The organism is Paraburkholderia sp. BR10141 (assembly GCF_056155635.1).
In genome coordinates this window covers 123,756-144,967 of sequence record NZ_JBMIQH010000001.1, presented here as the reverse complement: position 1 = coordinate 144,967, position 21,212 = coordinate 123,756, and the positions used below count along the sequence as shown (strand labels likewise).

The following is a 21,212-nucleotide window of genomic DNA, read 5'->3' as shown; positions in this document are numbered from 1 at the left end:
CGATGATGAAATGGTTCGGAGCGGCGCGCTTTATCGAGGCGGGGCCCGCGGCGGGTGAGGCACAGGGCAATGCCGATGCATCGCTGCCTGCGGTGGTGTTCGAAAACGTGGGCAAGACCTACGCGCCAGGCGCGCCGGCGGCGCTCGCGGGCGTCGACTTGCAGGTGGCGCGCGGCGAAGTGTTCGGCATCATCGGGCGCAGCGGCGCGGGCAAGTCCACGCTGCTGCGGCTCGTGAACGGTCTCGAAAAGCCCACGAGCGGCGGCGTGCGAGTGAACGGCGTCGACGTGGGCGGACTCGACGAGCGCGCCCTGGTGGCGCTACGGCGGCGCATCGGCATGGTGTTCCAGCACTTCAATCTGCTTTCCGCCAAGACCGTGCACGACAACATCGCACTGCCGCTGAAAATTGCGGGTGTGCCGAAGGCCGACATCGAGGCGCGCGTGAACGTGCTGCTCGATCTCGTCGGCTTGAGCGAACGACGCGACGCGTGGCCCGCGCGCCTTTCCGGCGGCCAGAAGCAGCGCGTGGGTATTGCACGCGCGCTCGTGCACGAGCCCGACATCCTGCTCTGCGACGAGGCGACTTCGGCGCTCGACCCGGAAACCACGCGCGCCATTCTTGCGCTGCTGCGTGACATCAACCGGCGGCTCGGCGTCACTGTCGTGCTCATTACGCACGAGATGGAGGTGATCCGCGACGTTTGCGACACGGTCGCGGTGATCGAGCGCGGCGAGGTGGTGGAACAGGGGCCCGTTTGGCGCGTGTTCGGCGATCCGCGGCACGAAGCGACGCGCGCGCTCCTGCACACGCCCGGCCACGAGTTGCCCGACGACCTGGCGGCGCGTATTCACGCTGCGCCGCAAGTGGGTGCGCACGCGCTGTTCGACGTGCGCTTCACCGGCGACGAGGCGCAAGAGCCCGACCTCGCCACGCTCGCGCAGGCGTTCGGCGCGCAGGGCGTGCGCTTCGTGCATGGCGGTATCGAGCGTATCCAGGGGCGTGCGCAAGGGCGGCTAGTCGTTTCCGCGCCGGTGCAGAACGCCGCCGAGGCCGCGTCGCTCGCCGAGCGGGCACGTGGTCATGCGAGCCGCGTGGAGGTGCTGGGCTATGACTGACGTGTGGATCACCGAGCTCCTCGAAGGCATACGCGACACGTTGCTGATGGTCGGCGTTTCGGCGATATTCGCACTCCTGATTGGTATTCCGATCGCGCTGCTGCTCGTCACGACCGCGCGCGGCGGCATTCTGGAGCGGCCCGCGCTCAACACCACGCTGGGCGCGCTCGTCAATGCATTCCGTTCCACGCCTTTCATCATCCTGCTGGTCGCGTTGTTGCCGCTCACGCGCTTCCTCGTTGGCACGACGATCGGCGTGTGGGCCGCCGTGGTGCCGCTTTCCATCGCCGCCATTCCGTTCTTCGCGCGCGTGGCCGAGGTGAGCTTGCGCGAAGTCGATCGCGGTTTGATCGAGGCGGCCCAGGCCATGGGCGCACAGCGCCGCCACATCGTATGGCATGTGCTGCTGCCCGAGGCGCTGCCCGGCATGCTCGGCGGCTTCACGATCACCGTGGTGGCCATGATCGGCTCCTCGGCGATGGCGGGCGCCGTCGGCGCGGGTGGTCTCGGCGATCTCGCGATACGCTACGGCTATCAGCGCTTCGACACGACGGTCATGGTCACCGTGATCGTGCTGCTGATCGCGATCGTCGCGGCGGTGCAGTTCACGGGCGACATGCTGGTGCGGCGTCTTTTGCGGCGAACCTGAGCGGCGCAAGCCGTTCGACATGACGCGCGCAGCGCCCTTGCTGCGCGCTTCGTTTTTCGGGCATCACATTCGGGAACTATGGGTATGAACGAGGCACAGCGCCCACGCGGGCAGGAACAGGACGCGCGTTTCGCCGCGCTGCTCGAAGCGCTGCGCGCGAACGCCGCGCAACGCGATCTCGCAGGCGGTCACGCAGCCGCCGAAAAGCAGCGCATTGCCGACGCCGGGCTGCTCACGCTCGCTGTGCCGCGCGAATTCGGCGGGCAGTTCGGCCAGGACGGCGTGCGCTGGAGCGACATCTACGCGACGATCCGCGCGCTCGCGCGCGTCGACAGCGCGCTTGCGCATCTGCTCGGCTTCCAGTGTTTGCAAATAGCGAGCGTCGCATTGTGGGGCAGCGCCGCGCAGCGCACGAACTGGCTGCAAGGCACCGTCGAGCATCGCTGGTGGTGGGGCAATGCCGTGAATCCCATCGACACACGGCTCGTCGCGCAACCGGACAAGGAAGGCGGCTGGCGTCTGCATGGCAGGAAGGGATTCTGTTCTGGTACCTACGGTTCGCAGATGATGACCGTGAGCGCGCACGATCCCGCCGCGGGCAGTCCGGTGTTCGCGGTCGTGCCCACCACGCGCGCCGGGATCACGGTGCACGACGACTGGGACCCGATCGGCCAGCGTCAGACCGATAGCGGCACCGTGTCTTTCGAGAACGTGGAGGTCCGCGCCGCCGAAGTATTGCAGCGCCCCGACACACCGCGCGCCACGCTGCGCACACTGGTCTCGCAAGGCGTGCTGACGAATCTCTTCGTGGGGCTCGCCGAAGGCGCGCTCGAAGAGGCGCGCGCCTACGTGCTCGCGAACGGCCGCCCGTGGGTCAATTCGGGCGTGCAGCACGTGTCCGACGACCCGTTCCTGCAGCAGCGCTTCGGCGAAATGCGCGTGCAGTCGCTCGCGGCGGCGGTGCTGGCCGATCGTGCGGGCGCGCTGCTCGACGCCGCGTGGGACGAAGGCGAGGCGTTGAGCGCGGCCACGCGCGCCGGCGTCTCGCTGGCGATTTCGGAGGCGAAGATCGTCGCGCACCGCGCCGCGCTCCAGGGCGGCGAGCAGCTTTTCGAGGCGTGCGGCGCACGCGCCACGGGCGCGGCGCTCGCGCTCGACCGTTTCTGGCGCAATGCGCGCGTGCATACGCTGCACGATCCGCTCGACTACCGTCTGCGCGACGTGGGTCGCTATACGCTCTTGAGAGAAGTGCCGCAGCCGACGCTGTACACTTGAGGGCTCGATCGCGGCACGTGCCGCGACGCGTCAACCCTTGAGGATCGAACCGTTGGAGTTCCGACTACCGACCACGGCAACGGCGCCGTTTTGCCCTTCCGAAGTGCAGGGCAGTATCGAGGTTTCGCCGCGTGCGCCGTTCTGGAAGAAGTTCTGGCAATTCGCTGGTCCTGGCCTGCTGGTGTCGATCGGCTACATGGACCCGGGCAACTGGGCCACCGACATCGAGGCGGGCTCGCGCTTCGGTTACAGCCTGTTGTTCGTGGTCGTCCTCTCGAGCCTCGCGGCGATCGCGCTGCAATGCCTTTCCATGCGTCTTGGCATCGTCACGCAACGCGATCTCGCGGAGCTTTCGCGCGAGCGCTATTCAAGGCCCGTGGCGCTCGGCCAGTGGGTGCTCGCCGAGCTTTCGATCATCGCCTGCGATCTCGCCGAGGTGCTGGGCGGCGCGCTCGCGTTCCACCTGCTGCTGGGCTGCTCGCTGATGGTGGGCGTGGTGCTCACGGCGTTCGACACGCTCATCGTGCTGGGCTTGAAGGGCAAGAACTTCCGTTCGCTCGAGGCGATCATGGCCGGGCTCATCGCCACGATAGGCTTGGGCTACGTGATCCAGCTTGCGCTCGTGAAGCCGCACTGGCCTTCGGTATTCGCGGGCGCGGTGCCGTCGTGGCACGCGATTTCCTCGGCGGAGCCGCTGTATCTGGCGATCGGCATTCTCGGCGCGACCATCATGCCGCACAACCTCTACCTGCATTCGTCGATCGTGCAGACGCGCGCCGTCAAGCGCGACCGTGCGAGCCTCGCTCAGGCCATCGGCCTGTCGCGCCTCGACACGATCGTCTCGCTGCTGATCGCGCTGCTCATCAACGCGGCCATCCTGATTCTGGCTGCGGCAGCCTTTCACGCCAACGGGCACACCCAGGTCACCGATATCGAACAGGCCTACAAGCTGCTCGCACCGATCGTCGGTACGGGCGCGGCGGCGGTGCTGTTCGCGATTACGCTGCTTGCCTCCGGGCAAAGCTCGACGTTCACGGGCACCGTGGCGGGCCAGGTCATCATGGAAGGCTTCCTGCGAATGAAAATTCCGTGCTACCAGCGGCGGCTCATTACGCGCGTGCTCGCGTTGATCCCCGCCTTAGCGGGCGTCGCGCTGCTCGGCAACGGCGCGGTGGGCAAGCTGCTGGTCGCAAGCCAGGTGGTGCTGAGTCTGCAACTGCCATTCGCACTCTGGCCGCTCATTCGCATGACGAACGATCGTGCGCTGATGGGCGAGTTCGTGAACCGGCTCCCCACGCGGTTGCTGGCATGGTTCCTGTTCGTCGTGATCTCGGCGGCGAACCTGTGGCTCGTCTGGCAGACGTTCAGCGGAAACTAAAGAAGGGGAAAGGTGTAACAGGCGCGCGCCATAGAGGCGGCACGCAGAGGCGGCAAGCAAAAGCGGCAATCGGAAAGCGCTTCGCCGTCCGGTGCGCTCAGGCACCGGACGGGTTCGCGTCTTGGTCTCGCGTCCGGTTAGTCCGGATCTGCTCTCCTACGCTTACGCAGCCTCGGCAATGCCATCCGACGTTACCACTGCCGGAAGGTCGCTCTCGGTCTGCTCGGCGCCCCGTCGCGCTGCAGCCGCCTTTTTCGTCTTGCCGGCTCGCGAAGGAGGCTGGCATGCGCCGCACACGACGTTGTGCTGAAGGTCGTGGCGATGCGCGACGAACTTACCGCCGCAACGGCAGCAAGGCGTCAACTGCAGAATATCGGCATCGAAAAATCGCACCAGGGTCCACGCACGCGTGAGGTCGAGCGCCGGCTCGGCCCCGCTGTGGCGGCAGTGTTCCAGATACAGCCGGAACCCCTTGGTGAGCGCGTCGAGATGCGAGCAACGCGCTTCGTTCTTGAGGAACAGGTACGTGTTATAGAACAGCGAGGCGTGGATGTTGGCCAGCCACGTCATGTACCAGTCCGCCGAGAACGGCAGCATACCTTTGGGCGGCGATACGCCACGGATCTCGCGATACAGGCGGATCATGCGGTCGCGCGAGAGCGTGAGTTCGCTTTCGAGCACCTGCATGCGCGCGCCCAGCTCGATCAGTGCGATCGCGCGGAATACTTCCTGAGCGTCTTCGGTGAGGCTGCGCCGCGTAGTCATGGACGTCACCCTCAGGCGAATTGACCAGCCGGCTGTCCCGCAAGCAGGATGGCCGCATGGGTAGCCGCCACGTCGGCATGCTTCGAAGTCTGCGTGAGCGCGGACAACATTGCATGATCGTCGAAGCGGAAAAAACAGAGAAGTTGGTCGGAAGAGGCCAACCTGACGATCTGCGCGAGCGACAGAGCGCCAAGCAGATCGGCCAGTTCCGACGACAGTCCCAGTCGGAACATGCCGACTGGCTTGTCCTCGCGCAGCATGCGCTGTGCGAGCATCAGATACGACAAATTAATTTCGCGGATAGATTCCAGCGTCTCGCTGCTACGGTCCATTTCTCTAGTTTCCGAAGCCCCGAATTTAACCCCCCGGCTTTTTCGCCGTTGTATCTTTTCTGATCTTGTGGTCGATCTTCGCTCGTTGGCTCGATCTGACTCTTTGATACAGGTTGTTACATCTCGTAACAACCTTGGAGGGAATTGTATGAGGGCTTATCTCAGAAATCAATCCCTCGGATCAAAAATAATCGTACTGTTGTAAATTATTTTCGGTAAGTTTTGCTGCAATTTGAAGGCCGGGTGGCGACAAGCCGTCGTGACACTGATCGGGTGCCAAAACTGGCCGTAGCACCTTGGTTTATCAGGGTTTTCGCCAACGCGCCGCTGCGTGCGCAACGAATCATCGAAGGACAAAAATCGCCCGCCCGGTGGAATAAACGTTTAGAAAGGAGTTGGGTTGACAGGTAAAAAATACGGCTCTTTCGATTAATACCTATGACTATTCAGTTTGTAACAGATGTTTCGACCCCGGCGACCTGTAACAGGGCAATGTGTAACCAGGATGTTACGAGTGCAGACGGTGGGATGCACCGTTGGTTTCCGGAATATATGCGGACTGGATATTGCGCGAAGATCGCACTTGTGAAACGTTTGCGATCGACGGTCGACGCGCAATCCGGGTGGGGCGGTTCTTTTGCCGCTTCAGGTCAGCCAGGGCACTGCTTCGTTGAGGGCGCCGGGCAGTAACAGACCGACCCGACCGACCCGCGCGCCGACGATACGCGGGCGACGAGCGGCCCGCCGATTTCAAAGTCGTTGTCGATAACCATCGCGCCTCCTATACCGTATACAACGACTGTCGATGTGCTGGTTATATCATAACGTGATATAAATAAATAAAGCGGCATTGCGGGTACGGCGCGTTCGCCCGCCCGGCACCGGGAATCATCGGGGGAGGGATCATGGCCTCGTTCAACAGGATTCTGCTGTGTTACGACGCAACGCGCGAAGGCCGCCGGGCTTTGCGTGAGGGCGCCGACCTTGCACGCGAATGCCACGCGCAAACGCATTTGCTGGCCGTGCTCGACCAGGCGCCGCTGCAATGGGGGACGGACATCGCGTCCGCCGTGCCGTTCGAAGCCGCGGAAGAAGCGGCGCGCGAGATTCTGCGTGACGGGGTGGCGTGCCTGCAGGACAAGGGGCTCGTGGCGACGGGGCACTTCGTGGTGGGCCGGCCGATCGACGTGATCGCAAGCTACTGCGAGGAACTCCAGCCCGATCTCATCGTGGTGGCGCACCACCGGCGCGGGCCGCTCAAGCGCTGGTGGGATGGGCGCGACGACCGCCTGCTGCTCGACCGCGTGTCGTGCAGCGTGCTGGTCGTTACCGCGGCGGACCCGGAGCCCGCGAAAGCGGCGGCCTGAGCCGCCGCCGCCACGCCCTCCCGCGCCGGAAATGCTATCGGGGGCACCTGGCGCAGCCGCCGACCGCGCGTCACGGCGCCCGGTCGCGCAATGCCTGAGCGGTCTGCGGATCGGCGGGAAAGAACGCTTCGATCGCTAGCTCCGATAGCGTGATGTCGACCGGTGTGCCGAACACGGTGGTCGTGCTATAGAACGCCAGTTCGCCAAGCACGGTGCGCACGCGCAGCGGCACGGCAATGTGATGCGCGATCGGCTCGGCGCTCACGTTCGCGACGCCCGGCGGCGGCGGATACGCCGCGAGTTCCTCGTGCAGCGCGGCGAGCGCGGGGTCGCCGCTCGCGTCGATCTGACGTTGCAGGCGCGTGAGCAGATGCGTTCGCCACGCGTGCCAGTTGACGATGCGCGGCGCCATGCCCTCGGGATGCAGCGATAGCCGCAGCGCGTTGATGGGCGCAGCGAGCAGCGCAGGCGAAGCGTCGCCGATGAGCGGCGCGAGCGCGCCGTTCGTCGCGACGATATTCCAGTGGCGGTCCACGGCCACGGCGGGATACGGTTCGTGACCGCGCAGCACCAGATCGACTGCCTCCCGCGCGGCGGCGAGTTGCGGGTCGTCGAGCGCGCGCTCGCGATAGAGCGGTGCATAGCCCGCCGCCACGAGCAGCGCATTGCGCTCGCGCAGCGGCACATCGAGCTGCTCGGCCAGATGCATGACCATCTCGCGGCTCGGCAGCGCGCGGCCCGATTCGACGAAGCTCAGATGGCGCGTCGAAATCTCGGCTTCGGTCGCGAGCAGCAACTGGCTCATGCGCCGGCGCGTGCGCCAGTCGCGCAGCATCTCGCCGACGCTGGGGCGCCCGGCGCCGGACGGCGCGGCGGGGAGGAGGGAAGCGAGTGTGTTCATGCTGCCGATTCTAGCCAAACGCGAGAACAAGGCGATTACGTCTGAGGTAAAGAAGCGGCCGGCAACGGATATATGAAAACCTCGGGTTTTACGCCCCTGCTGCATTCGTGGACGACGTTTACCGTGCGCCGCGCTATCGCCTAGAATAAAAATTCTCACGGACTGTGGCGTCGCGCAGAGGAGACTGCCATGAGGGAAACCGTTGCTGCTTATCTGCTCGGACCAGGCGTCATGTTGCTGGTATGTGCGGCTATGTGGGCCGTGTCGCGCCGCAGCAGAGGCACGCTCGAAGCGCGCCTGACTCGCTGGCTCGACGCGCATCGGCCGCACGGCATGCATCACAAGCATTGAGCGTGCCAGCGCCGCGTCGGTTTGCGCGTTTGCCCGGCGTTTGCCCGAGAACATCGCGAACGGATCGCGGCAAGGCGCGGCGGGCAAATTCCATAGCATTCCGAATCAACTCCCGAGTTAGTTCGTTTCGCTCCGGCACGCAGTGCGGCCTTTGCGCGTGCCGGCTCGTCTGCCGTTGCCGCCTCATGTCGAGGGAACTGAGCGTGCGCTCCGCGGTCATTCCGATACTGCATACCGGAGCCCTCCATGACCCGTCCCGCCGATTCCTTCATCATCTTCATCGCCCGCATCGCGCTCGCCATTCTGTTTCTCTGGGGCGGTGCCATGAAGCTGCTGGGATACGCGGGGTTTGTCGGCTACCTGCATTCGAAGGGCGTGCCGTATGCCTCGTATGGCGCGATCGCGGCAACCGCCGTCGAACTGCTCGGCGGCATTGCGATCGTGCTGGGCGTGCGCACGCGCGCGGTTGCGTTCCTGCTGGCCGTGTACGCTATCGTGACGGCGATACTCGGCCACGACTTCTGGAACATGACTCAGGCCGCGGCGCAACAGGACGCGGTCATTCATTTCTGGAAGAACGTGGCGATCGCGGGCGGTTTCCTGCTGCTGGCCGTGACGGGCGCGGGACGTGCTTCCATTGATGGTCTGCGCGCGCCGCGCGGCGGCGGCCTGCGAGGCTGACGCCCTCGCGTGGCGAAGCGCGAGTGTCGAATTGCAACCACCGGGCAACCGGGTGTAGAGGGAGCAGGCCTTGATACAGAACTTCGACTTCAACGTGGCAGGCAAGACCGGGCAGTTCTGCGCGAGCCTTGCGGAAGACGGCACGCGGCGCGTGTTCATCAGTGAGGCGGATACCGCGAAGACGCTGGTGATTCTCGACGCCACCGGCCTCATCGGCGCGCTCAAGGCTGAGCTCGAGGAGCCCGACCAACTGATCGCTCACGCCATCCGCAAGGCGCAGAACGATGGTTTGATCGCCCGCGCGATCGACTCCGGTGCGATCCAGGAGGCGTCGCTGTAGTTCGGCACGCCAGTTCGCTGTCGAATCAGCGAGATTCCGGTTCGTTCACGCGCGCCGGCGCGATGCGGCGCACGTCCGCATGCGCCGGTTCGGTTCTCACGAACCAGGCCAACCCGGCCGCCGTGAGCAGGAGCGCCGTCGAGACCGCGGTTTCCGCACGCAGGCCGGCCACCACCTGCGCCGCGCCCGCCCCGCCCGCAAGCGCGCCGAACGCCGCCACCCCCACTGCACCGCCCGCCTGACGCGCCGTATTGAGCAGCGCCGAGGCCGTCCCCGCACGCGCCGGCTCCACCGAGGAGAGCACGGCCGTGGTCATCGCCGGCACGGCGAGGCCCATGCCGGAAGGAATCAGCAGGAAGGCGAGCAACATGAAGGCGAGCGGCGTCGCGGCATCCACGCTGACCAGCAATGCGTAGCCGGCTCCCGCAATCAGCGCGCCGATGATCATCGGCCGGCGCGTGCCGTAATGCGCTACCACATGGCCGCTCACGATGTTCGAGAGCAGGAAGCCGGCGGTGAGCGGAATGAACGCGAGTCCCGCCTGCAATGGCGTCTCGCCCCGCGCATGCTGCAGATAGAGCGCGAGCACGAACACGGTGCCGTAATAGGTGAGATTCACGCAGATACCGAACAGCACCGCCGCGCTGAACGTGCGGTTGCGCAGCATGGCGAGCGGCACCATGGGGTCGTGTGCGCGCGCTTCGAGCGAGACGAACGCTAGACCCGCCACGAGCGCGAGCGCAAAGCCGCCCGCCACGGCCCAGTGCGTGAAGCCGAGCGGCCGCCATTCGATGACGGCGCCGGTAAAGGCCGTGAGCGCCACGATGGCGAGCAGCTGGCCGCGCACGTCGAGGCTGCGCACGGCGGGCGCGCCGGCAGCGCTGGCATCGTGCGTATGACGGCGCGGCGCGGGAATCCGGGCGAGCGTGGCCCAGAGGCCGGCCGCGCACAGCGGCAGGTTCACGAGGAAAATGCTGCGCCAGCCGAACGCCGCGATCAGCAGGCCGCCCACCACCGGGCCGGCGGCGATCGAGATGGCGCCGGCGGCGGTCCAGAAACCCACTGCACGCGCCCTGAGCGCCCGGTCGTGGCGGCACGCTTCGTTGAGCAGCGCGAGCGAATTGGGCAGCATGGCCGCGGCGCCCGCGCCCTGCAGCGCGCGGGCGGCAATCAGCATGACCGGATTGGCCGCGAGCCCGCAGGCCAGCGAGGCGAGGGCGAACACCATGAGCCCGATGGCGTAGAGGCGGCGTGCGCCGTAGCGGTCGCCCAGCACGCCGCCCGAGAGCATCAGCACGGCGAAGGCGAGCGTATAGGCGTCGACGATCCATTGCAGGCCCGCGACGGTCGCTTGGAGATCGGTTGCGATGCGCGCGAGCGCAATATTGACGATGGTCACGTCGAGCTGCGTGACGACGAACCCGACGCTGACGGTCGCGACGATACGCGTGAGCGCGGGCGTGAAGTGGACTGGGGTGGGGTGTGAGGTATTCATGCGCCCATGGTAGGGCGCTCGCAGGCTTCGACGTTTCAGCGCGAGGTGAATCGTCGAAGCCGGCGAAAAGTGGTGTCCGACCAGTAACGGCCGCCCAGTGCGCAGTAAGTGCACACTGGGGCGCACTTACTGCTCCCGATGCGCGTCCTTGAAGAACAGCGTCGTGATCGCACCGAGGACGCAGATCGCGGCCACGTAGTAGGTGGGCGCGAGCGGCGCGGACTTCATCAGCAGCGCGACGACGATCGGCGTGAGGCCGCCGAACACGGCGTATGCCACGTTGTACGAGAACGAGATGCCCGAGAAGCGCACCACGGGCGGAAACGCGTTCACCATCACATAGGGCACCGCGCCGATCGTGCCGACCAGCAGCCCGCAGAGCGCATAAAGCGGCATGAGCATCGAGCTGTCCACGGCGATCTGGCGGAACATCGTGTAGTAGGCGATCGCGAGAGCGATGCCGCCGATGGCCAGCACGCGGCGCGCGCCGAAGCGGTCCGCGAGCGCGCCCGCGCTCACGCAGCCCACCGTGAGGAAGAGCGTCGCCAGGCAGTTCGCGAGCAGCGACGTGGTGGCGTCGAGATGGAACTGCTTCTGCAGGAGCGGCGGCGTCATCAGGATCACGACGACGATGGCGGCCGAAAGCATCCACGTGAGCAGCATCGAGACGATCACGGCGCGGCCGTGGTCGCGCAGCACGGCCTTGAGCGGGATTTCGTCGGCGAGCGACTTGCGCGCCTTCATCTCCGCGAACACCGGCGTTTCGTGCAGCCACTGGCGCAGATACACCGAGAACATGCCGAACAGCCCGCCAATCAGGAACGGAATGCGCCAGGCATACGCGGCGATGTCGCCCGGGGCGTAGTGATGATTGACCGCCGCGGCGATCAGCGAGCCGAGCAGGATGCCGAACGTGAGGCCCGCCGTGAGCGTGCCGCATGCATAGCCGATATGGCGGCGCGGCACGTGCTCGGAGACGAACACCCACGCGCCCGGCACCTCGCCGCCCACGGCCGCGCCTTGCAGCACGCGCAGCGCGAGCAGCAGCACGGGAGCGAGCACGCCGATCGTCGCGTAGGTGGGCAGGCAGCCCATGGCGAGCGTGGGCAGCGCCATCAGCAGCACGGAGAGCGTGAACATGCGCTTGCGGCCGAGCAGGTCGCCAAAGTGCGCCATGACGATGCCGCCGAGCGGCCGCGCGAGGTAGCCCGCCGCGAAGATGCCGAAAGTCTGCAACTGGCGCAGCCAGTCCGGGATCGTTGCGGGGAAGAACAACTGGCCGATAGCCGGCGCGAAGAATACGAAGATGATGAAGTCGTAGAACTCGAGGGCGCCGCCGAGTGCGGCGAGCCCGAGCGTCTTGTAGTCGCTGCGGGTGAGCGCGCGCGCAGCGGCAGGCGTGCGCACGCCAATTTCTGTTGCTTGCATTTCCGAAAAACCAGGGTGTTGTTATGTACGACGTTGTATGTAGCGCGTGCGGAACGCGTGGACGTCCGGGATGGCCAGAATTTGCCTGGTGCGCGCGTGGCGCGGGGGCGGCGGTCGTCGGATAGGCGGGCGCAGGGGTGGGGCACGGCAACAGCGCGTCCGCGAGGGTGGGCGGACGTGCGACGACTTCAGGCCAGTGCGCGATTCTACAGGAAGCCTGGGAGCTGCCCGATGCGCGGCCCGTCAGGACGCTCCCGCGCCGCTGTGGGGAAACAGTGAAGCGCTCTGGAATTCGGACTCGTCCGATGGGCAGATTTTGCACATATCCACAAAATTGCCCGGTTTCATCATCGATCCATCAGGGGCCCCCACCATGCGCATCGCGATCCTCCAGCGCGACGCTGACCATCGCCAGCAGCTCGAGCGCGTGCTGACGCAATGCGGTCACGCCTGCGTTGCGTCCAGCGACGCACTCCTGCTTGCCAGGACCTTGGCCGCATCGACGGTCGATATGCTCCTGCTCGACTGGCAGGGCTCGCAAATCGCCGGCGCCGAGCTGCTGAGAACCTTGCGGGCCGTGAACGGCAGCCAGCTTCCGGTGCTGTTCGTCTCGGAGGACGCCTCCGACGAGAACGTGGTGCGAGCGTTTTCTATCGGCGCCGACGACTACGTGTGCCTGCCGGTTTGCCCTTCGGTACTGCGCGCTCGCGTGAACGCGCTCCTGCGCCGCGCGTTTCCCGACCGGTTCGAGAACCTGACGATCGACGCCGGCCCCTATCGCTTCGACTTGCGGCATCAGGCGGTCAGCGTGCACGGCAAGCCTGTGCTGCTCTCGACCACGCAATACCGGCTGGCTGCGCTGTTCTTCTCGAATATCGGGCGCATGCTCTCGCGCGATCACATTTACGCGATGGTGTGGGGGCGCGAGTTGCAGACCTTGACCCGCACGATCGACAGCCACGTGTCGCGGCTGCGTCTGGTGCTGGAGATCGACACGCCGAACGGGTTTCGGCTGCAGCCGGTGTACAAGAGCGGCTACCGGCTGTTGTGCCTGCAGGATGAAAGTGAGGCGCTCGCCGCCGAAGGCGCGGGACTCGAGTCGGCTTGAGGGGTAGCGCGGCGATTCATTCTGTCGTTCGATAAAAAAAGACGGCGGCACGCATGGCGTGCCGCCGACTTTTTTGGCTGGTGCGTTACGCGCCGCGCGCGGCAACCTCAGCGTGCGAGGCCGAGTCCTTGCAGCACGGCGTTGCCTTCCGTCGTCAGGCGGATGCGCGGGTCCCCGGCGTCGTCCTGGACCTGCTCGACGAGGCCGGCTTCCTTGAGCATCGGAATCTCCGGTTTGGCGTGCGCGTCGATCGGCGCATGCAGCAGCAACAGGAGGGTCGCAAGCTCGTGGTGGCTCAGCAACCGGCGCAACAAGGTGCGGCGAGCGGGCTTCGCGCCGGGCGCGGCCTCGCTGTCGACCTGGTTTGTCGCCTGGATTTGCGGGTCTTGCTGTTTCACGGAACCTCCTGCAGCGCTCGTTTCTTTTGGGTGAAGCGATGATGCGGACGAAGACTTAAGCGATTCTTAAAACGCCCGGCGAAAATGTGTCATCGCGCTACACGGCGCGCATCGATGTAAAAGGCTGTAATTGAAAGGGCGCGAAGGCGCGGCGAAGCGCCGCGCAAAGCGACCCGGCAAAAACGGCCTGTCAAATGTTCAAGGCGCGCAGGTTTTACTCGCGCCTTCGATCCACAGGTTCGAGGCGTGGCGTTTGCCGGCGTAATAACGGTAGGTCGTCGCGCCGTTATCGGTGCGAACCTTGATGACGTTCGAGTCGCCGAACTCGAGCATCTGGCCTTGCGGCAGCGGCGAGGTGGTGAAGCTGGCGCCGTGACGCGAGGCTTCGACGGTCAGGCACGAGATGACGTCCTGGACCGACCGGTTGGTTGTGGAATCGATGACCGGCTGACCGGCGTCCGGGTTGCTCTGAAACCACGCGCACGCGCCGAGCGCGAGCGAAAGGGCAAGGGGCACGGCAAGCTTCTTCATATTTCCCGGTATCCAACGAAGTAGCCAATCATTATATCGGGAGCATGTCCCGTGCCACGGCGCCGGCGCAACATGCCGCAAAACTGTCACGCGCCGGGCATCCGTGTTGCGGCAGTGCGACGTGCGTGCGAAGCCCTACATACTGGCGCGCAAGAACGTACGGAGCGAGATAGACTATTTAAGGGGTGCCGTCTGGAAATCTGACGTGACGTCAGGAGAATACGCATGAACCGCCCATCGGTACGCTTTCCTGTTCGCGCCGCTGGCGCTGGCTCACTCTTCAGGTGGGTCAAGTGGGGATTCGTCGTCGCGTTTCTGGCCGCCCTCGTCATCATCGCGCGCATCGTTCAGATCGAAATCGACACGTCGCGCCTGCAGGCGCGCTATCTCTCCGAACTCACGCGCGACATCGGCTTTACGGTCGAGAACGGGCCGAGCCACAATATCCGCTTTCCCACCACGAACGGGCCGTACGACGTGCGGCTCGGTTATGCGCAGCTGCCCACCTTCGAGAACCGGCTTGCGGAACGCGGTTTCGCGATCGCCGCGCAGGCGCGCGATTCAGATCGCATGATCGCCGTCGCCGACCAGGGGCTTTTCCTGCCATTCGAAGAAAAGGACCAGGCCGGCATCGTGCTGCGCGACGCTTCCGGTGCGACGCTTTTCCATACGCGCTATCCGCAGCGCGCGTACGAGAATTTCGACGCGGTGCCGGCCGTGGTGCGCGACTCGCTGCTTTTCATCGAAGACAAATACCTGCTCGCCCAGGACCAGCCGAACCGCAACCCAGCCATCGACTGGGGGCGCTTTAGCCGGGCGCTCGTCGACCAGGGTGCGCGCCTCGTGAACCAGCATCAGCAAACGCCGGGCGGCAGCACGCTCGCCACGCAGATCGAGAAGTTCCGGCACTCGACGGGCGGTCGCACCTCCACGCCGCCGGAGAAGCTGCGCCAGATCGCGTCCGCTTCGCTGCGCGCGTATCTGGACGGCCCGCAGACCATGCCCGCGCGCCAGCAGATTCTCGTGCGCTACCTGAATTCGGTGCCGCTCTCCGCCAAGCCGGGCGTGGGCGAAGTCAACGGTCTCGGCGACGGCCTCGCCGCCTGGTATGGCCGCGACTTCCGCGAAGTCAATCGCATCCTGCGCGCGCCGCTGACGCCTGAGACGCTCGACGCGCAGGCGCTGGCGTTCCGCCAGGTGCTCTCGCTGCTGATCGCCCAGCGCGCGCCTTCGTATTTCCTGCAAAAGAACAACGAGGCGCTCGCGAAGCTGACCGACAGCTATATCCGCCTGCTCGGCGCCGGCGGCGTGATTACGCCGGCGCTGCGCGACGCCGCGCTCGGCACGCAGCTTACGCTCGACCGCTCGAAGCCGTCGCAGCGTGTGCCGGTTTCCTTCGTGGAGCGCAAGGCGGTGCTGACGCTGCGCACCCAGCTCATGCAGGCGCTGGGGCTGAAGACGCTTTACGACCTCGACCGCCTCGATCTGACCGCCACGGCCACGCTCGTCGACAGCGTGCAGCAGGCCGTGAGCGACCGCCTCGCCGATGCCGCGACGAAGGACGGCGCGCGCCAGGCGGGTCTGGTCGGCTTCGAGATGCTGCGCCCGTCCGACGATCCTTCGAAGATCGCCTATAGCTTCACGCTGTTCGAGCGCAGCAGCGGTGAGAACCTCGTGCGCGTGCAAACGGACAGCGTGAACCAGCCGTTCGACATCAATTCGGGCGCGCGCCTGAATCTGGGGTCGACGGCGAAGCTGCGCACGCTCGTGACGTATCTGCAGATCGTGAGCGCGCTGCACGCGCGCTACGCGGCCGACGACACAAAGTCGTTGCGCGCGATGCTGCCGCAAGTCGATCCGAGCGACGCGCTCACGCGCTGGGCGATCGACTATCTCTCGAAGACCTCCGACCGCTCGCTGCATTCCATGCTGGAAGCGGCCGTTGAGCGCAAGTACTCGGCCAGTCCCGGCGAGACGTTCTACACCGGCGGCGGCGCGCAGAGCTTCAACAATTTCGAGTCGAGCGACAACGCGCAGATTCTGACTGTGCATCGCGCGTTCCAGCATTCCGTGAATCTGGTGTTCGTGCGGCTCATGCGCGACATCGTTCACTACGAGATGATCCAGACGTCGGGGCCGCCCGCGCAATGGCTCGACGATCCTGTCGTGCGCACGCGTTTTCTCACGCAGTTCGCCGATGGTGAGAGCCAGGTCTACATGAAGCGCTTCTACACGCGCTACGCAGGCAAGAGCAACGACGAAGCGCTCGCGATCCTGCTGCAGCACACGCGCAAGGGCCCGGCGCGCATTGCGACCGTGCTGCGCAGCGTGAAACCCGACGGCAAACTGCCGTGGTTCGATGCACAGATGCGCGCGCAACTCAAGAACACGAAGTTCCAATGGCTCGATGACGAAGACCTTGCGCGCTACTACGACAAGTACGCCGTCGACAAATTCAACCTCAACGACCGCGGCTATATCGCGGGCATTCATCCGCTCGAATTGTGGCTGCTGAATTACATGCGCCTGCACCCGGATGCAACGCTTGCGCAGGTCCAGCAGGAGAGCCGCGACACGCGCCTTTACACCTACAGCTGGCTCTTCAAGACGAAGTATCACGTGACCCAGAACCGGCGCATTCGCCACATGATCGAGCTGCGCGCGTATGACGCGATCGGCAAGTCCTGGCGCGCGGTCGGTTATCCGTTCGACAACATCACGCCTTCTTATGGCGCGGCAATCGGTGCTTCGGGCGACCGCCCCGCAGCGCTCGCGCAGCTTATCGGCCTGATTTCGAGCAATGGCGAAAAGCTGCCGACGCATAGCTTCGAATCGCTCGACTTCGCGCGCGGCACGCCTTACGAGACGCACTTCGTTCATGCGTCCGCGCAGCCGCAAGCGCTGATCTCACCGGAAATTTCTCAAGTGGTGCGCGAGTTGCTGACGTCGGTGGTGGAGGGCGGCACCGCCAAGCGCCTCGCCGACGGTATGACGCTCCCCGACGGCAAGACGCTGCCGGTCTACGGCAAGACGGGAACCGGCGACCAGCGCTTCAACGTGTACGCGCCGGGCGCGCGGCTCATCGAATCGCGCAAGGTGAACCGGAGCGCGACCTTCGTGTTCGTGATCGGCAACCGCTTCTACGGCACGCTTACGGCATGGGTGCATGAGCCGTACGCGGCGCGCTATACGTTCACGAGTGCGCTGTCCGTGCAACTGCTGAAGTCGCTCGCGCCGGTGTTGCAGCCGCTGCTCGAATCCAGCTCGGCGACGGACCGCCGTGAGAAGCCCGATCCCGTCCACGCCGCGCAGCAGATGACGCTCATCGACCCGCAGTCGGGCGAAATGCGCCGTGTGGTGTGGAACGGCAACGCGCTCGAATTCGACGACGCGCACTGATTCAGCTTATTCGGAATCCAAAGCAAAACGCGAGGCTGGCGCAATTGCGTCAGCCTCGCGTTCTTCCTAATGCGGCCTATATCCGCTTCAATATCCGCTCGGCGGCGGAGGCGGCGACCCCGGCGGGGGCGGCGGCAAATAACGCGGTTGCGGCGCTGTCTGGAACTGCTGCTGAGGCGCCTGGAACTGCTGAGGCTGCGACATCGTCATGTTGCCGGGCGCCGGGATGCGGTTGCCGGTGGCGTACATGCATTGCAGATAAGCGTAGTCGTAGCGGCGCTGCACGTCCCATGCGGAACCCTGTGCGTTGCCCATGCCCACCGCGCTGCCCGCCAGCAGGCCCGCGCCCGCGCCGATGGCCGCGCCGTGGCCGCCGCCAAATGCGGCGCCCGCGGCAGCGCCGAGCGCCGTACCGACCACGGCGCTGCCCACGCCGGCACCGGTTGCCGCCTGGTTCGATGTGACGCCGCCTACCTGCTGGAAAGCGAACTGGCGGCAGTTCGCGTCGTCGGCACGGAACTGATCGAAAGTCTTGCCCGTGCCAGGCAGGGCCATCACGCTCGGCCCCGTGGGCGTCACGGCGCATGCGCTCAGCAGCCCCGCTGTGGCGAGTAGCGCGAGATACGTGTATTTCATGTGCGGCTCGATATTTTCAAGGTTTTTAGTTCGACGGCGCCGGCTGGGCGGGAACCGCGCGCCAGCCCGACGAACATTGCTTCACATACGGATAGTAGGTTTTCGACTCGTCGCAGTAATACCAGGTGTCGGCGTTCGCCTGCTGGTCGCCCGCTGCATCGCCAGGCGCGGCGTTGACGGGGCCTTGCTGCGGGTCCATCGCGGGGGCCTGCCCCTGCTCGATGTAATCGGGCGCCTGCGGCGGCGGCGCGACGATGACGGGCGCCGGCGCGTAATAGTAGGGCGCGGGCGCGACCGGGTAGTAATACGGCACGCCGGCGCCGAAATACACGCCGACACGCGCCGCCTGTGCTACGCCGCACACGCTGAGAAGCGCGGCCGCAGCGGCCCCGAGAAACAGTTTCGACCTTCTCACACACGATCTCCAGAAACGGGCAGGCCGGAGCAACGGCGCGCGCCAGCCGATTATCGAACGCTAAGACATTGCGGGAACCAATGCAATTACGCGAGTTGCACCGATTTTTCGAGTTGTTACAGAAGGCTCGGGGCTGATGGGGCGCGAAGGGTGGCCGTAGTTCGTACGGCGCGCAACGGCTCGCATCGCGCTCCATATTTCACAGAAAAGCGTGCAATGAGGCGCGAGCGCGCGTCGACGGGCTGTAATAATTGGATAGATCGATATCGACTCTTCGCACTTCGCCGTTATCGCACGCCGCCGTGGTCTCGCAATTAATAAGGAATCCGACATGAATAGATGTTTTGCTGGTCTTGTCGCGACTTCGCTGCTCATGTCGTGGGCCGCGACCTGACGCTGGCGGCTATGACCGCCGGGCAAGGGCACGCTGATGCTCCTCGACCCCGCTTCGCTCTGCGCGCGCGTGGCCGAGGAGGCGGCCGTCTGATCGACCGCCAGGGCGCGCCGCCTAGCGCGCGGCGCGTTCGCGCTCGAGCCGGCGCACGGCTTCGCCCACGTCCTGGCTGAACTGCGCGAGCGCGGCGAGTTCGAGGTTGGGCGGCTGCAGTGCGGACCAGAGTGCGTCTACGAGGCGTTCTGCCGTAGCGTCGATGTCCGTGCGGCGGTTGGCGAGCGTCGCGTCCCACAGCACATGCTCCATGGGCCCGAATACCAGCGAACGCAGTAGCCGCAGCGGCAGGTCGTTGCGGATCTGTCCGCTTTCCTGGCCGCGCGCCAGCACGCGCATGAGCGGCGCCGTGTAGCGGCGCTGCATTTCCACGAGCGCTTCGCTCAGATCGTGGTGCCGCGTGCGGCCTTCCGAGAGCACCAGTTCGCAGATACCGGTGCCGCTCTCCAGCATCAACTGCAGATGCATGCGCACGATGAATGCAAACTGCTGGCGCACGGTGCCGTCGCGCGGCAGGCCGCCTTCGATCGCGGCGATCGATTCGTCATACCAGTCGCCGATCACGCGCGCGCACAGCTCCCGTTTGCCCCGGAAGTAGCTGAACACCGTCGCCTCGGACACACCAAGGCGCTGGGCGATCTCGGCCGTGGTGGCGCGTGCGTACCCTTTTTCCGAGAACACTTCGCGCCCCGCCTGCAGGATCTCGCGCACACGCTGCTGCGACTTGCGGCCCGCCGGCTGGCGGCGCGACGCGGGCAGGACGGCTTTGCGGGCAACGGCTTCCATATTGAGCTTGATTCAATTTGCGTCAGGATGGAATTGATTATCCGTGAAAAAAACGCCGCCAGACAAGGAAATTTCGTCGCCATGAAAACTTGAGCGTCACTCAGAAATACCTATTGACGTTAACGTAAATCTGGCGTGAAATGTGCGTCCATGGGGCGAAGCTACGCCCGGTTCGAGATTCCCTGGAGACACACATGAGCAACGTACCCGGTTTGCAGTTCCCGCTTGGCGAGGAAGTCGAAATGCTGCGCGACAGCATCGCTGGCTTCGCGGCGAAGGAAATCGCGCCGCGCGCGGGCGAAATCGACCGCACCGACCAGTTCCCGATGGACCTCTGGCGCAAGTTCGGCGACCTGGGCGTGCTCGGCATGACGGTTTCCGAGGAATACGGCGGCGCGAATATGGGCTACACGGCGCACATGGTCGCGATGGAAGAAATCTCGCGCGCGTCCGCATCGGTCGGCCTTTCGTACGGCGCGCATTCGAACCTGTGCGTGAACCAGATCCACCGCAACGGCACCGAGGCGCAAAAGCGTAAATATCTGCCGAAGCTCGTTTCCGGCGAGCACGTCGGCGCACTCGCCATGAGCGAGCCCAACGCCGGCTCGGACGTCGTGAGCATGAAGCTGCGCGCCGAAAAGAAGGGCGACCGCTACGTGCTCAACGGCACGAAGATGTGGATCACCAACGGCCCGGATTGCGACACGCTGGTCGTCTACGCGAAAACCGATCCTGAAGCGGGTTCGCGCGGCATTACGGCGTTCATCGTCGAGAAGGGCATGAAGGGCTTTTCGGTTGCGCAGAAGCTCGACAAGCTCGGCATGCGCGGTTCGCACACGGGCGAACTGGTGTTCCAGGACGTGGAAGTGCCCGAAGAGAACATCCTCGGCCAGCTCAACGGCGGCGTGAAAGTGCTGATGAGCGGCCTCGACTACGAGCGCGCCGTGCTGGCGGGCGGCCCCACCGGCATCATGGCGGCGGTCATGGACGCGGTCGTGCCGTACATCCACGATCGCAAGCAGTTCGGTCAGGCCATCGGCGAATTCCAGCTCATCCAGGGCAAGGTCGCGGACCTCTATACGACCTACCAGGCGTGCCGCGCCTATCTCTACGCGGTGGGCCGCCAGCTCGACACGCTTGGCCGGGACCACGTGCGCCAGGTGCGCAAGGACTGCGCGGGCGTGATTCTCTACACCGCAGAAAAGGCAACGTGGATGGCCGGCGAAGCGATCCAGATTCTGGGCGGCAATGGCTATATCAACGAGTATCCGGTCGGACGTCTCTGGCGCGACGCGAAGCTCTACGAAATCGGCGCGGGCACGAGCGAGATTCGCCGCATGTTGATCGGCCGCGAGCTGTTCGCGGAAACCATGTAATCCTAAGCAACTCACGGTAACGAAGGGAGGACGGG

The 21,212-nt window shown here is 65.3% G+C and carries 21 protein-coding genes; 11 read left to right on the top strand and 10 right to left on the bottom strand.

Annotated elements, in window-relative coordinates; translation table 11 throughout:
- Window positions 1-2: 2 nt before the first annotated feature.
- The 4 genes from ACOJB8_RS00710 to ACOJB8_RS00695 all read left to right on the top strand — a co-directional run bounded on the left by ACOJB8_RS00710 (window position 3) and on the right by ACOJB8_RS00695 (window position 4,420).
- Window positions 3-1,118 carry a methionine ABC transporter ATP-binding protein gene (locus ACOJB8_RS00710; RefSeq protein WP_475010534.1) on the top strand — a complete coding sequence of 372 codons (1,116 nt, stop codon included), beginning with the start codon at window positions 3-5 and terminating at the stop codon, window positions 1,116-1,118.
- Window positions 1,111-1,767, top strand: coding sequence for a methionine ABC transporter permease (locus ACOJB8_RS00705; protein WP_475010532.1), 657 nt, complete (start codon window positions 1,111-1,113; stop codon window positions 1,765-1,767). The genes ACOJB8_RS00710 and ACOJB8_RS00705 overlap by 8 nt, the downstream gene beginning before the upstream one ends.
- A 78-nt stretch (window positions 1,768-1,845) precedes the next feature.
- Window positions 1,846-3,042 (top strand): acyl-CoA dehydrogenase family protein, encoded by a 1,197-nt coding sequence (locus ACOJB8_RS00700; protein WP_475010530.1) that lies wholly within the window; start codon window positions 1,846-1,848, stop codon window positions 3,040-3,042.
- A 52-nt stretch (window positions 3,043-3,094) separates the two neighbouring features.
- Window positions 3,095-4,420 (top strand): Nramp family divalent metal transporter, encoded by a 1,326-nt coding sequence (locus ACOJB8_RS00695; protein ID WP_069261690.1) that lies wholly within the window; start codon window positions 3,095-3,097, stop codon window positions 4,418-4,420.
- A gap of 162 nt (window positions 4,421-4,582) precedes the next feature.
- Here the strand turns inward: ACOJB8_RS00695 and flhC are convergent, their stop codons facing one another.
- On the bottom strand, window positions 4,583-5,185 hold the full coding sequence (flhC, locus tag ACOJB8_RS00690) for a flagellar transcriptional regulator FlhC (protein ID WP_069261691.1): 603 nt from the start codon (window positions 5,183-5,185) through the stop codon (window positions 4,583-4,585).
- An 11-nt stretch (window positions 5,186-5,196) separates the two neighbouring features.
- The gene (gene flhD / locus ACOJB8_RS00685; protein WP_028202636.1) at window positions 5,197-5,517 is read right to left on the bottom strand and encodes a flagellar transcriptional regulator FlhD; all 321 of its coding nucleotides are present in this window, start codon (window positions 5,515-5,517) and stop codon (window positions 5,197-5,199) included.
- Window positions 5,518-6,422: 905 nt separating this feature from the next.
- Here flhD and ACOJB8_RS00680 point away from each other — a divergent pair.
- On the top strand, window positions 6,423-6,884 hold the full coding sequence (locus tag ACOJB8_RS00680; protein WP_368605472.1) for a universal stress protein: 462 nt from the start codon (window positions 6,423-6,425) through the stop codon (window positions 6,882-6,884).
- 70 nt (window positions 6,885-6,954) lie between these two features.
- Here ACOJB8_RS00680 and ACOJB8_RS00675 read toward each other — a convergent pair whose 3' ends face one another.
- Window positions 6,955-7,785, bottom strand: coding sequence for a helix-turn-helix domain-containing protein (locus ACOJB8_RS00675; protein ID WP_342946752.1), 831 nt, complete (start codon window positions 7,783-7,785; stop codon window positions 6,955-6,957).
- A 189-nt stretch (window positions 7,786-7,974) separates the two neighbouring features.
- Between ACOJB8_RS00675 and ACOJB8_RS00670 the strand changes: the two genes are divergently transcribed.
- The 3 genes from ACOJB8_RS00670 to ACOJB8_RS00660 all read left to right on the top strand — a co-directional run bounded on the left by ACOJB8_RS00670 (window position 7,975) and on the right by ACOJB8_RS00660 (window position 9,157).
- On the top strand, window positions 7,975-8,136 hold the full coding sequence (locus ACOJB8_RS00670) for a hypothetical protein (RefSeq protein WP_165979491.1): 162 nt from the start codon (window positions 7,975-7,977) through the stop codon (window positions 8,134-8,136).
- Window positions 8,137-8,382: 246 nt separating this feature from the next.
- A complete protein-coding gene (locus ACOJB8_RS00665; RefSeq protein ID WP_342946751.1) occupies window positions 8,383-8,817 on the top strand; it encodes a DoxX family protein in 435 nt (144 codons plus the stop codon).
- A gap of 70 nt (window positions 8,818-8,887) precedes the next feature.
- A complete protein-coding gene (locus ACOJB8_RS00660) occupies window positions 8,888-9,157 on the top strand; it encodes a hypothetical protein (protein WP_069261695.1) in 270 nt (89 codons plus the stop codon).
- A 25-nt stretch (window positions 9,158-9,182) separates the two neighbouring features.
- On the opposite strand, the gene ACOJB8_RS00655 is transcribed toward ACOJB8_RS00660, so the two are convergent.
- Window positions 9,183-10,652: an MFS transporter gene (locus ACOJB8_RS00655; protein ID WP_475010522.1), complete on the bottom strand. Its 1,470-nt coding sequence runs from the start codon at window positions 10,650-10,652 to the stop codon at window positions 9,183-9,185.
- A gap of 126 nt (window positions 10,653-10,778) precedes the next feature.
- Window positions 10,779-12,080, bottom strand: a complete 1,302-nt coding sequence (locus ACOJB8_RS00650; RefSeq protein WP_368682518.1) for an MFS transporter — start codon at window positions 12,078-12,080, stop codon at window positions 10,779-10,781.
- A gap of 373 nt (window positions 12,081-12,453) precedes the next feature.
- On the opposite strand from ACOJB8_RS00650, the gene ACOJB8_RS00645 reads away from it, so the two are divergent.
- Window positions 12,454-13,188: a response regulator transcription factor gene (locus ACOJB8_RS00645; RefSeq protein WP_342946748.1), complete on the top strand. Its 735-nt coding sequence runs from the start codon at window positions 12,454-12,456 to the stop codon at window positions 13,186-13,188.
- 107 nt (window positions 13,189-13,295) lie between these two features.
- Here the strand turns inward: ACOJB8_RS00645 and ACOJB8_RS00640 are convergent, their stop codons facing one another.
- On the bottom strand, window positions 13,296-13,565 hold the full coding sequence (locus ACOJB8_RS00640) for a hypothetical protein (protein ID WP_368616731.1): 270 nt from the start codon (window positions 13,563-13,565) through the stop codon (window positions 13,296-13,298).
- 219 nt (window positions 13,566-13,784) lie between these two features.
- Window positions 13,785-14,117 carry a hypothetical protein gene (locus ACOJB8_RS00635; protein ID WP_069261699.1) on the bottom strand — a complete coding sequence of 111 codons (333 nt, stop codon included), beginning with the start codon at window positions 14,115-14,117 and terminating at the stop codon, window positions 13,785-13,787.
- A gap of 225 nt (window positions 14,118-14,342) precedes the next feature.
- On the opposite strand from ACOJB8_RS00635, the gene ACOJB8_RS00630 reads away from it, so the two are divergent.
- Complete coding sequence (locus ACOJB8_RS00630; RefSeq protein ID WP_368605477.1) at window positions 14,343-17,516, top strand: transglycosylase domain-containing protein; 3,174 nt, start codon at window positions 14,343-14,345, stop codon at window positions 17,514-17,516.
- An 87-nt stretch (window positions 17,517-17,603) separates the two neighbouring features.
- Here ACOJB8_RS00630 and ACOJB8_RS00625 read toward each other — a convergent pair whose 3' ends face one another.
- The 3 genes from ACOJB8_RS00625 to ACOJB8_RS00615 all read right to left on the bottom strand — a co-directional run bounded on the left by ACOJB8_RS00625 (window position 17,604) and on the right by ACOJB8_RS00615 (window position 19,801).
- Window positions 17,604-18,152 carry a glycine zipper family protein gene (locus tag ACOJB8_RS00625; RefSeq protein ID WP_069261700.1) on the bottom strand — a complete coding sequence of 183 codons (549 nt, stop codon included), beginning with the start codon at window positions 18,150-18,152 and terminating at the stop codon, window positions 17,604-17,606.
- Between the two features lie 25 nt (window positions 18,153-18,177).
- Complete coding sequence (locus tag ACOJB8_RS00620; protein ID WP_069261701.1) at window positions 18,178-18,567, bottom strand: hypothetical protein; 390 nt, start codon at window positions 18,565-18,567, stop codon at window positions 18,178-18,180.
- A 508-nt stretch (window positions 18,568-19,075) separates the two neighbouring features.
- Window positions 19,076-19,801, bottom strand: coding sequence for a TetR/AcrR family transcriptional regulator (locus tag ACOJB8_RS00615; RefSeq protein ID WP_069261702.1), 726 nt, complete (start codon window positions 19,799-19,801; stop codon window positions 19,076-19,078).
- A gap of 194 nt (window positions 19,802-19,995) precedes the next feature.
- Between ACOJB8_RS00615 and ACOJB8_RS00610 the strand changes: the two genes are divergently transcribed.
- Entirely contained in the window at window positions 19,996-21,177 is a 1,182-nt protein-coding gene (locus tag ACOJB8_RS00610) for an isovaleryl-CoA dehydrogenase (RefSeq protein ID WP_342946745.1), read from the top strand.
- Window positions 21,178-21,212 lie beyond the last annotated feature (35 nt).

Excerpts from the sequence above, each read along its gene's own strand:
- ACOJB8_RS00710 (WP_475010534.1), top strand. The coding sequence starts at position 3 with ATGATGAAATGGTTCGGAGCGGCGCGCTTTATCGAGGCGGGGCCCGCG.
- ACOJB8_RS00705 (WP_475010532.1), top strand. The coding sequence starts at position 1,111 with ATGACTGACGTGTGGATCACCGAGCTCCTCGAAGGCATACGCGACACG.
- ACOJB8_RS00700 (WP_475010530.1), top strand. The coding sequence starts at position 1,846 with ATGGGTATGAACGAGGCACAGCGCCCACGCGGGCAGGAACAGGACGCG.
- flhC (WP_069261691.1), bottom strand. The coding sequence starts at position 5,185 with ATGACTACGCGGCGCAGCCTCACCGAAGACGCTCAGGAAGTATTCCGC.
- flhD (WP_028202636.1), bottom strand. The coding sequence starts at position 5,517 with ATGGACCGTAGCAGCGAGACGCTGGAATCTATCCGCGAAATTAATTTG.
- ACOJB8_RS00680 (WP_368605472.1), top strand. The coding sequence starts at position 6,423 with ATGGCCTCGTTCAACAGGATTCTGCTGTGTTACGACGCAACGCGCGAA.
- ACOJB8_RS00675 (WP_342946752.1), bottom strand. The coding sequence starts at position 7,785 with ATGAACACACTCGCTTCCCTCCTCCCCGCCGCGCCGTCCGGCGCCGGG.
- ACOJB8_RS00670 (WP_165979491.1), top strand. The coding sequence starts at position 7,975 with ATGAGGGAAACCGTTGCTGCTTATCTGCTCGGACCAGGCGTCATGTTG.
- ACOJB8_RS00665 (WP_342946751.1), top strand. The coding sequence starts at position 8,383 with ATGACCCGTCCCGCCGATTCCTTCATCATCTTCATCGCCCGCATCGCG.
- ACOJB8_RS00655 (WP_475010522.1), bottom strand. The coding sequence starts at position 10,652 with ATGAATACCTCACACCCCACCCCAGTCCACTTCACGCCCGCGCTCACG.
- ACOJB8_RS00650 (WP_368682518.1), bottom strand. The coding sequence starts at position 12,080 with ATGCAAGCAACAGAAATTGGCGTGCGCACGCCTGCCGCTGCGCGCGCG.
- ACOJB8_RS00645 (WP_342946748.1), top strand. The coding sequence starts at position 12,454 with ATGCGCATCGCGATCCTCCAGCGCGACGCTGACCATCGCCAGCAGCTC.
- ACOJB8_RS00635 (WP_069261699.1), bottom strand. The coding sequence starts at position 14,117 with ATGAAGAAGCTTGCCGTGCCCCTTGCCCTTTCGCTCGCGCTCGGCGCG.
- ACOJB8_RS00630 (WP_368605477.1), top strand. The coding sequence starts at position 14,343 with ATGAACCGCCCATCGGTACGCTTTCCTGTTCGCGCCGCTGGCGCTGGC.
- ACOJB8_RS00625 (WP_069261700.1), bottom strand. The coding sequence starts at position 18,152 with ATGAAATACACGTATCTCGCGCTACTCGCCACAGCGGGGCTGCTGAGC.
- ACOJB8_RS00615 (WP_069261702.1), bottom strand. The coding sequence starts at position 19,801 with ATGGAAGCCGTTGCCCGCAAAGCCGTCCTGCCCGCGTCGCGCCGCCAG.
- ACOJB8_RS00610 (WP_342946745.1), top strand. The coding sequence starts at position 19,996 with ATGAGCAACGTACCCGGTTTGCAGTTCCCGCTTGGCGAGGAAGTCGAA.